At 48.4% G+C, this 13,977-nt stretch carries 16 protein-coding genes; 1 reads left to right on the top strand and 15 read right to left on the bottom strand.

What is annotated here, in order from left to right:
- Positions 1–3: 3 nt before the first annotated feature.
- From PHR44_04410 to PHR44_04380, 7 genes are all read right to left on the bottom strand, one after another.
- Complete coding sequence (locus PHR44_04410; protein ID MDD4909905.1) at positions 4–834, bottom strand: pyrroline-5-carboxylate reductase; 831 nt, start codon at positions 832–834, stop codon at positions 4–6.
- Between the two features lie 25 nt (positions 835–859).
- Positions 860–1,507 carry a YggS family pyridoxal phosphate-dependent enzyme gene (locus PHR44_04405; protein MDD4909904.1) on the bottom strand — a complete coding sequence of 216 codons (648 nt, stop codon included), beginning with the start codon at positions 1,505–1,507 and terminating at the stop codon, positions 860–862.
- 356 nt (positions 1,508–1,863) lie between these two features.
- On the bottom strand, positions 1,864–2,208 hold the full coding sequence (locus PHR44_04400) for a DUF86 domain-containing protein (GenBank protein MDD4909903.1): 345 nt from the start codon (positions 2,206–2,208) through the stop codon (positions 1,864–1,866).
- Entirely contained in the window at positions 2,205–2,492 is a 288-nt protein-coding gene (locus PHR44_04395) for a nucleotidyltransferase family protein (protein ID MDD4909902.1), read from the bottom strand. Before PHR44_04395 ends, PHR44_04400 begins: the two co-directional genes overlap by 4 nt.
- Before the next feature lie 910 nt (positions 2,493–3,402).
- Positions 3,403–4,302, bottom strand: a complete 900-nt coding sequence (locus PHR44_04390) for a hypothetical protein (protein ID MDD4909901.1) — start codon at positions 4,300–4,302, stop codon at positions 3,403–3,405.
- A 13-nt stretch (positions 4,303–4,315) separates the two neighbouring features.
- Positions 4,316–4,543, bottom strand: coding sequence for a hypothetical protein (locus PHR44_04385; protein ID MDD4909900.1), 228 nt, complete (start codon positions 4,541–4,543; stop codon positions 4,316–4,318).
- 196 nt (positions 4,544–4,739) lie between these two features.
- Positions 4,740–4,940: a hypothetical protein gene (locus tag PHR44_04380; GenBank protein MDD4909899.1), complete on the bottom strand. Its 201-nt coding sequence runs from the start codon at positions 4,938–4,940 to the stop codon at positions 4,740–4,742.
- 504 nt (positions 4,941–5,444) lie between these two features.
- Here PHR44_04380 and tnpA point away from each other — a divergent pair.
- Entirely contained in the window at positions 5,445–5,816 is a 372-nt protein-coding gene (tnpA, locus tag PHR44_04375) for an IS200/IS605 family transposase (protein MDD4909898.1), read from the top strand.
- Between the two features lie 36 nt (positions 5,817–5,852).
- Here tnpA and ftsA read toward each other — a convergent pair whose 3' ends face one another.
- Genes ftsA through ftsW form a run of 8 tightly spaced genes read right to left on the bottom strand, consistent with a single transcriptional unit; the run spans position 5,853 to position 13,916 of the window.
- Positions 5,853–7,076, bottom strand: coding sequence for a cell division protein FtsA (ftsA, locus tag PHR44_04370; GenBank protein MDD4909897.1), 1,224 nt, complete (start codon positions 7,074–7,076; stop codon positions 5,853–5,855).
- Positions 7,077–7,079: 3 nt separating this feature from the next.
- The gene (locus PHR44_04365) at positions 7,080–7,814 is read right to left on the bottom strand and encodes a cell division protein FtsQ/DivIB (GenBank protein ID MDD4909896.1); all 735 of its coding nucleotides are present in this window, start codon (positions 7,812–7,814) and stop codon (positions 7,080–7,082) included.
- Entirely contained in the window at positions 7,798–8,754 is a 957-nt protein-coding gene (locus PHR44_04360; protein ID MDD4909895.1) for a D-alanine--D-alanine ligase, read from the bottom strand. Before PHR44_04360 ends, PHR44_04365 begins: the two co-directional genes overlap by 17 nt.
- On the bottom strand, positions 8,718–9,605 hold the full coding sequence (gene murB / locus PHR44_04355) for a UDP-N-acetylmuramate dehydrogenase (GenBank protein ID MDD4909894.1): 888 nt from the start codon (positions 9,603–9,605) through the stop codon (positions 8,718–8,720). The genes PHR44_04360 and murB overlap by 37 nt, the downstream gene beginning before the upstream one ends.
- Positions 9,562–10,941 (bottom strand): UDP-N-acetylmuramate--L-alanine ligase, encoded by a 1,380-nt coding sequence (murC, locus tag PHR44_04350; GenBank protein ID MDD4909893.1) that lies wholly within the window; start codon positions 10,939–10,941, stop codon positions 9,562–9,564. The genes murB and murC overlap by 44 nt, the downstream gene beginning before the upstream one ends.
- The gene (locus PHR44_04345) at positions 10,934–11,743 is read right to left on the bottom strand and encodes a peptidase MA family metallohydrolase (protein ID MDD4909892.1); all 810 of its coding nucleotides are present in this window, start codon (positions 11,741–11,743) and stop codon (positions 10,934–10,936) included. The genes murC and PHR44_04345 overlap by 8 nt, the downstream gene beginning before the upstream one ends.
- Positions 11,743–12,831 (bottom strand): UDP-N-acetylglucosamine--N-acetylmuramyl-(pentapeptide) pyrophosphoryl-undecaprenol N-acetylglucosamine transferase, encoded by a 1,089-nt coding sequence (locus PHR44_04340; GenBank protein MDD4909891.1) that lies wholly within the window; start codon positions 12,829–12,831, stop codon positions 11,743–11,745. Before PHR44_04340 ends, PHR44_04345 begins: the two co-directional genes overlap by 1 nt.
- Positions 12,828–13,916 carry a putative lipid II flippase FtsW gene (gene ftsW / locus PHR44_04335; GenBank protein MDD4909890.1) on the bottom strand — a complete coding sequence of 363 codons (1,089 nt, stop codon included), beginning with the start codon at positions 13,914–13,916 and terminating at the stop codon, positions 12,828–12,830. Before ftsW ends, PHR44_04340 begins: the two co-directional genes overlap by 4 nt.
- Positions 13,917–13,977: the final 61 nt, after the last annotated feature.

The following is a 13,977-nucleotide window of genomic DNA, read 5'->3' as shown; positions in this document are numbered from 1 at the left end:
CCTTCACTCCTTCCTGGAAAGTTCTGCCGCGCGTTCTGCCGCGGCCTTAACCGCCTCAACCAGATCCCCTCCTGCCTGCAAAACCTTTAACCCTGCTTCGGTAGTGCCGCCCTTTGAAGCGACTTGATCCCTCAACTGCGCGGCATTCAGGCTGCCGGCCTTAAGCAATAACTCACTGCCCGTGACAGTATGATGCGCTAAAAAATGGGCGTCTTTTTCGTCAAAACCCGCTGCCTCAGCCGCCTTGCTCAGCCGCGAGATAAAATCCTCCTGGAACTCATAGCAATTTTGTTTATGCTCATCAGGGCGGCTTTCAACTTCGTTGAAATAAAAACCCGGGCCGCTGCCGGAAACCGCGGTTGCCGCGTCCATCATCTCTTCCTTCAATGCCATAACCTGCCCTAAATTAGCGAATATATCTTTTGTTGCCTTGATATCATCCGGCGTTGCCGACCTGCCTGCCGTAACGCAGGAAACGCCTTTGCCGATCTTTGCCGGCATATTCGGCATAACCCGCGCAACCCGCGCTCCGCGCAGGCGTTTCTCAACGTAAGTCGTGGCAACTCCAGCGGCGATAGAGACCGCCAATTTATCTTTTATGCCGCTGCCAATTTCATTAAGCAGCGGCTCAAAGTCCTGCGGTTTTACAGCCAGTATTATTATTTCTGACTTATTAATAAGTTCGGAAACGCTGCCCGCGGCATCTATGCCTGCCAGGCCCTTGAGTTTGGCATTGTCTTTATCAAATACGCAAACTTGATACGCGGCCTTTGCCCTGCCGGCGATCGCCGAACCCATATTGCCAAAACCGATTATACCTATGATCTTCTTCATCTCGCTACTTGCCACTCTCTACTCGCTACTTTTCAAATATCGCCCTGCCCAGGCGCACTATTGTGGCGCCTTCTTCTATGGCGACCTTATAGTCATCGCTCATTCCCATTGATAGTTCTGCCAGATGTTCCCGGTCTCTTAACTCCCTTAACTTCCTGAAATACGGCCTTATTTCCTCGGGGTTATCCGCCACAGGCGCCATTGTCATCAGCCCCTTGACGCGAATGTGTTTAAGCTCTCTTATCCGGCCGATAAGCAGGATAAGGTCGTCCGGCCTTATGCCGAATTTGCTCTTTTCGCCGGAAGTGTTGACCTCGATCAGGATATCCTGGACTTTGCCGAGTTTTGCCGCCTGTTTATCAATGGCTTCAGCGAGTTCAAAGCTGTCCACAGAATGTATCAGATCAAAGAGCTCAACAGCGCCCTTGGACTTGTTTGACTGCAGGTGTCCAACCATGTGCAACTTGGCGCTTAAACCTTTAATCTTGCGCTTGGCTTCCTGGACCTTATTTTCGCCGATATCAGTGATGCCGCAGGCCAGAACTTCCTCAATTTCCTCTATTGACCTGCCTTTTGATACGGCAATAATCCTGATTTCCTTAGGGTCACGGCCGATTTTCCCGCAAACAGCCGATATTTCCTCTCTTATGCGGGCAATATTCTCCCTAATCATCGCCTTAAATTATCATAATCTATCGAGGAAGTCAACACCTTCGTATGCTGCTCGGTGTTGATACTGAGGCGGCCTTGTCAATAAATCACCGCCGAAGTATCTAGATTGTAACTCTGAGGGGAGGGGTCCTGCCGTCGTTTTGTTTCCCGCCGTGCTCCCCGCCAGATGTCTTGGCGGGTCCGCGCGGCGGGAGCCCTCAAAACGACGTCACCCCTCCCGAAATTCTGTGCCCGCTCGGCGTCACCCGCTGAGACAATCAGAACCAATCCATCCGCGTCCAATAAAAACGCCTCCAAGTTAATTTGGAGGCGTAAACGAAACAATCTTTGAGGTCGCACTTTGCGACCTCAAAACAACTATGGCAATTCTTTGTTTATCTGCGCAATGTTCTTTTTTAGATCGAGGATGTCTTCTTTGACTGCCTTAAATGTTTGTTTCAGGTTTACTACAAAATATTGATGAGTAAGAATATCTCTCATGCCGGCAATCTTCTTCCATGGTATCTGCGGATATTTCCTCTTGATCTCTTCGGGGATATTCTTAACTGCCTCACCGATGATTTCCAGCCGCCTTAAGACAGCATCTTGAATCTGAGTATCCTTATAGAAATCGTCTTCGGACTTAAGATCCTTCGTATACTCTTCTATCTTTGTAATGCTCTCTATGATATCTTCGATATATACTCTAGCGTCTCTTTTCATAGAATTACCACTTGCTCTTTTAAAATACGCTTTCTGAGAAGAGGTTTAATGCTGTCATATTCCACCAAATCTATCTTCCTTCCTAACGCCTCTTCAATCTCTTGTTTAAGACCTATAAAATCAAGCAGGCTGATATCCTTTTCAATTTCTACCAATATATCAATATCACTATCCTTTTTCATCTGGTCTCTGACATATGAGCCAAATAGCGCTGCTTTTTTAGCGCCGTATTGTTGCAAGATCGGCAGTATTATTTGTTTTATTCTACTAATCTTTGTCGTCATATTTGCCTAATTTTTTTATCCCGCTAAGTATTCGCAACTTAATTATACAATATAACTTATATAAATGTCAACACCTTCGTATGCGTCCTGGTGTTGATACTGAGGCGGCCTTGTCAATAAATCACCGCCGAAGTATCTAGATTGTAACTCTGAGGGAGGGGTCCTGCCGTCGTTTTGTTTCCCGCCGTGCTCCCCGCCAGATGTCTTGGCGGGTCCGCGCGGCGGGAGCCCTCAAAACGACGTCACCCCTCCCGAAATTCTGTGCCCGCTCGGCAGTCACCCGCTGAGACAATCAGTGCAGAATTGTCATTCCCCACACGTAAGTGTGGGGTACCCTCCAATAGCATTAGAAACAATAAAGGATATCACATCTTGTGATATCCTTATATAGAGTTATGGGGGAATTAGCTAATTACGAAAAGCGTCTGCCATTCTTCATAGAATTCATTACCATAACGGACGGGAGAACTCCGCGCGGGGCGGGGCGCCCCGTCCAAAGCCACCCGCTGAGACAATCAGGGATTGCCATTCCCCACACGTAAGTGTGGGGTAAATATTTGTTCTGTAAGTTACGGGAAATTAGCTAATTACGAAAAGCGGCTACTAGGTCTGTTATGATTCAGCAACTAAAACTAATGAGAACCGTCCCCATTATGTTATTGGTCCAAGATTAATTGTAACCGTCTTGTTTACGAATTATTACCGAGCTTTCGCTTGAAACCTTTTAACATATCGACCACGGATGTTTTTGCAATATGTAAATGCCTACATATATCATCCATTGTCGCGCCTGATTTATATAACTGAACAGTTAGTAAGTGACTTAGTAAAGATATGATTATATCTAAACGATCGGAATCAGACAGACTTTTTTTAGTTATACTGCGCTTTTTCTTCATTATGTCGCCTCCTATTCAAAACAGTTCTTATAAGATGAAATTAGCCGCATCAAGTCATCTCCATCAATAATACCGTAATAGATCTCTTTACCGTAAAGAGCCTTCGCAATAGCGTAAGCATACATCTGCTCAAGAATAACTTGGCCTATTTGTCCTTTATAAACCACTATAAATAGTTGAGAAGATTGGCTGTCAAATAGTCGCTGAATTTGGTCTGCTCTTTTTCCCATTTTATCTAATGTTAAAATGCCTTTTGTGCCTTTTCCTTTAAACGCAAAAACAGCAGCCACCCTTTTTGATCCAATGCTTACTTTTGTTGTAAATAGATCATTTTTTTCTCCTGCCCAGTCTTTAAATATTCCGCTTTCCCTAATGATCTTTGCGATTCCACTTTTGATTTCATTCTCAGGAAGTTTGGAAAGAAATGTTCCATCTATATTATTTTTTGATTTATTATCTTTAATTTTTCTAAATGAATAGATATCATCAATTGTAATAAATCTTACTTTTTGCGCAGGTTTTTTAAGCGATATTCTACTAGTTGTGCCTATATTAGAATTGAGATAGGGTTGTGTTTTTGTTGGGAATTGTTTCAACTTTTTACTATTTGAGGCGAGAGACAATATTTTGCGATAATGTTGTGCATAAAATGTATCTTTTTGGTATCCCTTTTTTACTTTTTTGACAATACCATTCCCAGCTAAGGTCCCACCAGCTTTTAATATTTGGATATTATTTAAATCGGTGACTTTCTCTATTTCAGAAATGGATTTAATCTGTTTTTTACCACGGTAGATTGCCTTAAACACGGCCTTTTTTTGTCTGGAACGCCTAATCAATTTTGCTGCGAAGTGTATTTGGTCACTTGAATTTGATCTAACGTCTGTTACTTGCTGAATATAAGTAGACATTGGTATCTACCCCTTACTTCTTACGATAAAGAAATGGTGCAACATCAGTTACAGATTTCTTACCTAACATTCTTGCAATTTCGGTTGGTGTAATATCGAGTGATTTTAAGATTCTTGCAACGTTGCCAGTATTAAAGTTCTTATTTTCCGATGTTATCAGAAATTCAATAAACAACCGGATTAAGATGCCCAATTTTACTGAAACTTCGTCTTCTGCGCCAATTTTCCTAGTTCGTTTCATTATGAAGGCTCCTTATTATTTGCGTACGTCTTTTACTGGTATTATTTGTCGTATTCGCGTAGGGGTTAGTTCTAGTACCTTCCCAATTACGGAGGCGTCCACGTCATCGCGCATTAATTGAAGCATAAGCAGCTTCTTTATAGCCACTAATTCCTCAATGATTTTGTCAGTGTTTTGCATAGTAGTACTCCTTTCGCTAATCAGTCTTTTTTGCAGACTTTACCCCGCGAAGCAACGAGGTGACACGAGACATATCAACTCCGGCAACTTTTCGTATCGTCTGATGAGGGACATCTTGTTGAGATAGACTTATAATCAAGGAATTTTCGCTAAGCATAACTAATTTCTTCAGATGTTTTACCATATCTCTTTCAGTGTCATTTTTTTGTTTTTGCATGCTTGCCTCCTTTCATAGATGTTAACAGATTAACACATTTAATATTATATGTCAAGAAAATAATTAGTCGACATTATGCTTTCTTGTAATATAAATATTGGATCGGGGACGGTTCTCCTTGCTGCTATCTATTATACCGTAATAAGTTCTGATTGCTTAGTTATTTTTGATATTCCTACGAGCGAGCATCTCGTAAATGAACCCGCTGGCTTACGAGCGAATTTGAGGTTTTAGGCAAAGCAGCTCGAGCAGCGAGGGAACTTTGTGGCCTATAAGGCCCAAAGTGCGAGGACTGTCTGAGCCCTTTTTGCTGGAGCAAAAAGGGCGAGTTCCGCAAGCACCGAGCTGCGAGAGACCTTTGCCGGCCCTCTTTGAATACCATTCGGGGCAAAACCGATATGAGCGAGGAAGCCAGCGGGTTCATAGAATATTTAAACTTTCTTGCAAGTAAAACGCTGATTTTTGCGTCATATATAGTAGAGGGGGGTAATTTCCGCAAAAACCATGTATTACCATATCTGGTTCGTGACAAAGCGCAGAAGAGAAACACTGGAAGCGAAAGCTGAAGAGATAGCAAAGAACTCTTTTCTAGAGGTAGCACAACGAAAGAACTATAATATTTTGGAAATGGAATCCAATAAGAACCACGTGCATATGTTGCTGGAAGCAAAAGACAGGAAAGAATTGGCTGATATGGTAAGAACACTAAAATCTGTTTCTGGTAAGAAACTATTGGAGAACACCCCACACTTACGTGTGGGGAATTACAATCCTAAGCATTTCTGGGCAAGGCGATATGGTTTTAGAGAAGTGGATATAGTAGAATTAGAAAGCGTGCAAGAATACATCCGCAGCCAAAGGATTCTACACACGTAAGTGTGTAGAGGGAAACGCCTTGGAAGATGGTAAAGACTAGAAATATTCCTGATACACTTCCTTGAGCTTCTCGGATAGCCTGCGGAAGAGGCCTTCGGGGGTGGGTAGAGATGATTCTTTCTGCTCCCGCGACTCAAGCACCATTTTAATGATGCCAAGCGCGGTGGCGTATTTCAGCTCCTTCTTTTGCGTCAGATCCTGGCGTATGGCTGCGATCTTTACGGAAACATGGAAGACCTTCTCCATCGCCTCAAGCAGCCCTTCAAGGTAAGAGCCGCCCCCTGCCGCCACAATACCGCAAGGCAACTCCTCCTTGTTGATGATATACCTTAACCTGTTCTCCATTGCCTTTAGTATGGGCCCTGACTTCTTTACCAGCGCGCAGCAAATCTCGCTGCGCTTAACCGGCACATACGAACCATGCCGGTTTATCATGATCTCCTGTTTATCGTCCAGCTGCTCCACAAACAGAGTGCCGTATGATTCCTTGATCTCCTCTGCCAGCTCAATGCCTATCTTAAGCTCATCCTTTAACGCGCGCGTAAAATCATCCGCGCCGAAGCCGAATATCTCAAGGTGCCTGACGCCGCCGTCTTTGAATACAGCCGCCTCGGTGATCTCAGCGCCCATATCTATCAACAGCACCCCCTTATCCTGCTCCTCAGCGGTTAACGCGGAATGCCCCAATGCCGCCGAAGACAAATAAAAGCCGGCCACATTATAGCCGGCGTTATTTATCGCCAGGGCGATGTTATCCGTTAAGCTCGCCGGGGCGGTGACCAGATAAAGGTCCACCTCAAATTTGCGCGCGTAAAGCCCCGCGGGCTTGGCGCTCCTCACATCGTCATCTATAACGTAGTAAACCGGAAAAGAATACAGAAGCGATTCATCCAGGCGCACCCCAAGCATCCTTGCCTGTTCGTTTATTTTCCTGATGTCCTGGCTGGTTATCTGCCTGTTCCCTCGTTCAGAGAGCGTAACAGCGGCGTTGGAATGCCTGCAGGAAAAATCCCCCTGGAGGCTTACATGCACTTCCCTGAACCGCGCGCCTGAGTCCTTCTGCAGGCCGCCTAAAACCTTATCCACCGATTCGCAAAACAAGGCAGCGTCGTTTACCACGCCTTTCTTTATGCCGCGCGCCTCCGCGGAAGAAAAAAACAACGCGGGCTTCTGCTGCCCCCTGGCGCCCAGGCAAAGGCAGCCCGCTATTTTGCTCGTGCCGATATCCAGTCCGCAGACCATACTGTTCTTAACTGCCATGATTTATTTTGGTTTGACTACCGGCTCAGAAAACCTGAGGTCTATATAGCTCAAGTTATCCAATTTCGCGTCCAGCTTGCGCAATACAGCCCCCAGCGATCTTACGCGCTTTTTTATATCCTCATCCCCCACCTTGATCGGCAAGCCGGAAGGCCTGACAGAAAAAGAAAGGCTGCCGGGGCTGGACACGTCTATCTTCGCGATATCTAAACCGGCGGTATCGGGATTACCTTTCAGTTCTTTCATAAGCTCAAACGCGATCTTGATCTCCTTTAGATCGGCGTATGACCAGCCGTACCTGGGCCTGCTTATCTTTGACTCCAGGCCTACGATGACAGGAAGCGTGCTGCTGCCATAATCGGATTCTTCCGGCAATATGACCGCCTCTTCGTCTATGAACAGGTAGCGGTAGGACTTTATCTGCGCTATTGCCGCGCGCGTCCGGGAATTTATGATCATCCTGTCGGGAAAACGCTTGACCACGCTCAATATCCTGAGCCGGGGATAGTTGTTCCTGAGAAACCGGATCTCCCTTCTCAGGTCAACGTCAAATATATTCCTGCCTATAAGATGCGAGACATCTATCTTCGCGTTGGAAGCGATGGCTACGCCCTTTATCCTGAAGAATGCCGAGGACCTTACGGCCCGCGCCGCGTACCACGCGAGGGCAGCGGCTGAACCCAGGGCAATGAGCAGGATTATTATAAGCGATAATGTCTTTTTATTTTTCTTTTTCATAAGCCAACCTTAACAATTCTATACATAAATCAGAAAAAGTCAACCCAATAGAAGCCGCCGCCTTCGGCAGCAGGCTGGACGCGGTAAAGCCCGGTATGGTGTTAACCTCCAGCACATACGGCCTGCCGCCCTGGGAAAGAATGATGTCCACCCGGGAAAAACTGTCGCAGCCCAGCAGCCGGTGCGCCTTCAAGGCCGCGTCCTTACAGGCAGAGGATTCGCTCTTCTTTAATTTTGCCGGCACTATATATTCGGTGAACCCCTTCTTATATTTCGCGCTATAATCAAAGAACCTTCTTTTGGGGAAGATCTCTATGACAGGCAGGGCATTATCCGCCAGGATACCCACGGTCACTTCGCGCCCCCGTATATATTCCTCCACGATCGCCCTGCTGTCATATTCAAACGCGCGGGACAACGCCTGTTTCAGGCCGCCAGGCGAATCAACTATTGACAGGCCTATGCTGGAGCCCTCGCGCGGCGGCTTTACCACAACCGGAAAGGAAATATCAGGCAGATCATCCAACGAACGTTTTTTGTTCAAAATGCTATACCGCGGCGTATGCAAACCGCCTTTTTCAAACAGCACCCTTGAAGATACCTTATCCAGGGCAAGATCGCTGGCGCGCGGAGAAGAGCCGGTATAAACAATGCCCAGATCGCCGAGTATCTTCTGGATCTTCCCATCTTCTCCCAGCCGGCCGTGCAGCGCGATAAAGGCGAGGCCGATCCCTGACTCCCGCAGCAGCCGCTTTATATCAGCCGGCCTATCCGTAGCAATATCTATCTCTTTTATGTTGAATCCCGCCTCGCGCAGGCAGGCAGCCACGGCTGCGCCGGACTTAAGAGATATCTCTCTCTCAGAAGAGACCCCTCCCATCAAAATGCCTACATTAGCTTTCTTTAATTTCCCAATATCTTTATTTCCGGCTCTAAGCATATCCCGAACTCGTCCTTTACCCTGCCTTTTATTATATTCATCAGCCGTATAACGTCCCGCGATCTGGCCCTGCCCCTGTTTATTATAAAATTGGCGTGGCGGCTGGAAACCTCTGCCCCGCCGACCCTTTCTCCTTTAAGGCCGCAGATATCTATGAGCCGGCCGGCTGAATCAGAAGGAGGGTTCTTGAATACGCACCCGGCGCTGGGATGGCTGTAGTCCTGCGTCTTGAGCCTCCTGTCAATGATGCGCCTGACATCCCTGCCGATCAACTCCCCTTCGCGCGCGAAAAGCCTTAATTTAGCCCCAAGCACTATATACCTGCCCAGGCGAGAGCGCCGGTAAGCGAAAGCGATGTTTTCTTTCTTGACCGCCCTGACGCGGCCTGAATAATCCATAAGATCGACTTCAGAGACCAGATCGGAAATGTTCCTGCTCTCTACTCCCGCGTTCATGATAATAGCGCCGCCCAGGGTCCCGGGTATGCCTGCCAGGAACTCTGCCCCGCCCATATTATGGCTCCCGGCAAAACTCACGATATCCTTGAGCATCGCGCCAGCGCCGCAGACAATAGAACTGCTTCCCGCCTTACTGATCGCGCTGAATCCCGGCGAGCAAAGCCGCAGGCAGGCCCCTTTAAATCCACTATCATCAAATAAGATATTGCTGCCGGCGCCGATTATGGCAGCTTTTATGGAATGTTGTTTGATCCGCCTAAGCGCCTCTCTCAAGCCCTCTATATCCTTCGGCTCATACCAGAAGCGCGCTTTGCCGCCTATGCGAAAACTGCTGTGGCGCCGCAGCGGCTCATCTAACCTCAGCCTTCCTTCCAATCCTTTCCACCAATTCATCGCATACCTCTGTGATATCTCCGGCGCCGAGTATAATAACAAAATCTCCGGGCCGCAAGATCCGCTCGATCCGCGCGGATATCTCTGCCTTGCGCGCGAATTCCACCCTGCCGCCCAACCTGCTCTGTATATTTCTATATAAGACCCGCGAATCAATGCCTTCAATCGGCTGCTCCGACGCCGCGTAAATATCGGTAAGTATCAGGTGGTCTGCCGCGTCAAAGCATTTCGTAAACTCGTCCATCAACAGCCGCGTCCTCGTGTACCTGTGCGGCTGAAAGGCGCAGATTATCCTGTCATACTTGCAGGACTTAACCGCCTCCAGCGTCCGCTTTATTTCAGTGGGGTGATGGCCGTAATCTTCCACTACGATTATCCGCTCATCTTTTAATTCCGCCCTCACCTGAAACCTCCTGCCTATGCCGCGAAAACAGGCCATGGCCTCTTTCATCACATCGGCCTTTACGCCGGCCTCGCTGCCTACCGCTATTACAGCCAGGGCGTTTGAGACATTGTGCCTTCCCGCCAAAGGCAGATGGAACCTTCCCAGGAAAGCGCCTTTAGCGTAACAGTCAAATTCCGAGGAAAAACCGTTCAGGACAATATCCCCGGCATATACATCCGTATTCCCATCCAGGCCGAACAGGACGCTCTTTTTGCCGCTCTTTGCCAGCATCTGCCTTAAATTGCGGTCGTCGCCGCAGGCAAAGATAATGCCGTTGTCGCGGGTCTTGTTTATGAACTCGCTGAACGCGGCAAAGAGTTTTTCCTCTGTCCCATAGAAATCCATATGCTCAAAATCCAGGTTGGTTATCACGGAATAATCCGGCGAATAACAGAGGAAAGAGCCGTCTGATTCGTCCGCCTCAGCCACAAAAAACGAGCCGTTGCCGAAGGAAGCGTTATCTTCTATGTTGGCCAGTATGCCTCCCACCGCCACCGTCGGCGATAATCCCGCGTATTGCAAAAGGTGCGAGATAAGGGATGTGGTGGTGGTCTTTCCGTGCGCGCCGGTCACTGTGACGACTTTATGACCTAGCATTATCTCAGCCAGCATCCTCGCGCGGCTGTATATCTCAATGCCGCGCCTGCGCGCCTCTTTTAATTCAGGATTCTCCTCCTTGATGGCCGAGGAATAGACCACTATGTCGGCGTATCCCACGTTAGCCGCGGAATGGCCCTGAGAGACCCTGGCGCCCTCTTTCTTCAATTTATCGGTTACCGCGCTGAGCTTAAGGTCGGAACCGCTTACGCTCTCGCCCTTTTTAAGCAGTATGCTGGCGATCCCGCTCATGCCTATGCCGCCTATGCCTATGAAATGCACGCGCCTATTCATTGCTTATATATTCAACAAATCGTTCATTCAACTCTTCAAGTGAATTAATGCGATACACGGAGACCAGCGCCTCGGCAAAGCCGTCGCCGTCCCTTATGCGCCTGCACAACCTCACAAACCTTTCCCTGCCGAACTCATCCATCAGGAAATACACGGCCATCAGCGCTTCGTCATAAAATAAACCTACCCTTGACTCATCATCCTCATCCCTCACGGACATGGATGAAAGGATAGTCAGGGGTATGAACGTCTTGTTGCGCCAGGCGTTCTTTACCCTGCTTCTTGCCGAATGCCGCCTCACCTCATCCATCAATACCTCCTGCATCACAGCCACGCCCTCTTCAAACCAGAGCGGGACCGAGGCCTTGAAACCGACGAATTCCCTGAACATAAGATGCCCCAACTCATGAGGCAGGATGCTGTTAAAAAAAATGTCTGAAGCGCCGTAATAGGTCGTGATTATCTTGTTGTAGGTATCTGCCGCGCCCTCAGACCAGCGCGGCTGCCCCGTGCCTGACACGTAGCCGTCTTTATCATTATAAATATAAAACTTCGCCCTGTTGTCCCAGGTCCAGTAATCATAACGCATATATCCCAGATTATCGGTGATCTTCGTATACAGGCGCTCTGCCTGCCTTATCAGCTTATCCAGGAAATCCCTGTTGAACTCATCATAATAGACAATGAAATGCTCGCTCCTTTTCTCTTTCCATTCTTTTCCCGCTACGGATTCAGCACGGCAGGATAAAACACAAAACATCATTACTGCCAGCGGCAGCAAACATCTCTTGATAAGGCCCATCAATGCGATAGCTCCAACGCGCTGTTAACCAGCAATTTATCCGCCTCCAGCACTGCCAACCCCGATAACCCCCGCTTTATTCTATCAATTTCTTCCTGTTCGCGCAATAAAAGCAATAATCTGCCGCGCAGGTATTCCGCGCTCAGCTCGACATCTTTTATCACAATGGCGGCGCCCGCCGAAGAAAGCACCTCGGCATTCGCCGATTGATGGGCCCTGGCAAACGGATAAGGTATAAGCACGGATGGTTTTCCCAGCCCGATGATCTCAGATACCGCCATAGCCCCGGCGCGCGATACCACCGCGTCTGCCAGAGAATAGGCGTATCCCATATCTTTCAGGAAATCAAACACGCGGGCATCTACGCCTAATCTTTTGTACTCGCCCGCCAGATATTCCCTGTCGTCCCTGCCGCAAATATGTATGACCTGCATGGACAGATGATCCTTGAGCGGCGCCGCCGCGCTGATAAAGGCCTTGTTGATCTTCCGGCTTCCCTGGCTGCCGCCCATTACCAGGATCGTCTTCTTCCCCGGATCAAAACCGAAAAAACTCAAGGCGTCATCCCGGCTCTTCCCAAACAGCTCCCCGCGTAAAGGATTGCCGGTCAATACGATCTTTTTCCTATATAAGAAACCGAATCTATCGCGCGTCTCCTGAAAGCTTATCGCTATTTTGTTCACGAACGGCGCCAGAAGGCGCAGCGCCCTTCCCGGAATAACGTTCTGTTCGTGCAGCAATGTCTTCTTCCTTAAAATAACCGCCGCCAATACCGCGGGGACGCAGGAATAACAGCCGAATCCCACTACTAAGACGGGATCAAATTTACGGATGATGGAGATACTTTCAAAGAATGCCCTGGCCAGCGAGAATAGAAAACAGAAAAAACGCGCGGAAAAGAACCTCGCCGGCGGCAGAACAGAAATGACCCTGGTATCATAGCCGCCCGGGATCGCGCTGCCGAACGCCGTCTTTGAGACAACGAACAATATCCGCGCTTGAGGCCTCTCTGCCTTCAGGCGCTCCGCGAAACTTATCGCCGGAAATATGTGGCCGCCGCTGGCGCCGCAGGCGATCAGTATTTTCATATCTCAGCGTGTTTTGCCACATTAAGCAAAATAGCCACGCCTATCATATCAAACAATAAGGAAGAGCCCCCGTAACTTATAAACGGCAAGGGGAGCCCTTTGGTAGGCAGGATACCGCAAGACACGCCTATGTTTATGAATGCCTTAAAGGCGAGCATTGATGTCACTCCCACGCTCAATAAACATCCGAATAGATCCGGAGAGTTCCTGGCAATATTTACGCCCTGCCATATCAACGTGACAAAAAGTATGACCACGGCCATTGTGCCGAGAAAACCCAGTTCTTCTCCGATTATGGAGAATATAAAATCGGTATGCGCGGCAGGCAGGTAAAACAGCTTCTGCTTGCCTTCGCCCAGCCCCACTCCGAAAAGCCCGCCCGAACCAAGCGCTATCTGCGATTGAATGATCTGGAAACCGCTGCCCTTGGGGTCAAGCCAGGGATTAAGGAACGACATTATCCTCGCCCTGCGATAGGGAACGCTGAAGACCAGAACGTATAAGAAAGGGAAAGCCGCCAGGAGTATTGAACCGAGATGGGCCAGCCGCGCGCCGCCCAGGAAAATGATTATCAGCGTGACCGTGCCCATCCCTACCGCGGTGCCGAAGTCCGGCTGAAGGAATATAAGCAGCGTGACAAAACCTAAAACCATCACCGGCGGAAGGAACCCGGAATAGAAATCCCTGACGATGCCCTTTTTGCGGGAGATGAAATCCGAAACATAGATGATCATTGTCAATATGGCCAGCTCCGACGGCTGGAAACCGATCAATCCTAACCTGAACCAGCGCCTTGCCCCTGAGACCTCCCTGGAAATACCCGGCAGGAGCAGAAGTAAAAGCAGAAATACTGAGAATACCATCAGCGGCTTGGCCGCCTTGCGCAGGAGGGCGTAATCAAAGGAAAGCGTGAAAAAACCGCCTATCGCCCCCAAGATGACGTAAAGCAGCTGCCTCTTCAGGAAAAAGGCGCTGTCCTTGTAGTTTTCCCAGGCGTAGATCGAACTGGCGCTGTAGATCATCACCAGGCCCAGGCATATCAGGGCCACCGTCACGCAGAATAATGTTATCCTTGTCCGCCTCATATTCTTAAACTCTAAACACTAAACTCTAAACACTAAACAAACTACAAACTCAAAACACAAA

It is taken from the genome of Candidatus Omnitrophota bacterium, assembly GCA_028707125.1.
Lineage (GTDB): Bacteria > Omnitrophota > Gorgyraeia > Gygaellales > JAQTUX01 > JAQTUX01.
This window is presented reverse-complemented; position numbering and strand designations above follow the sequence as displayed.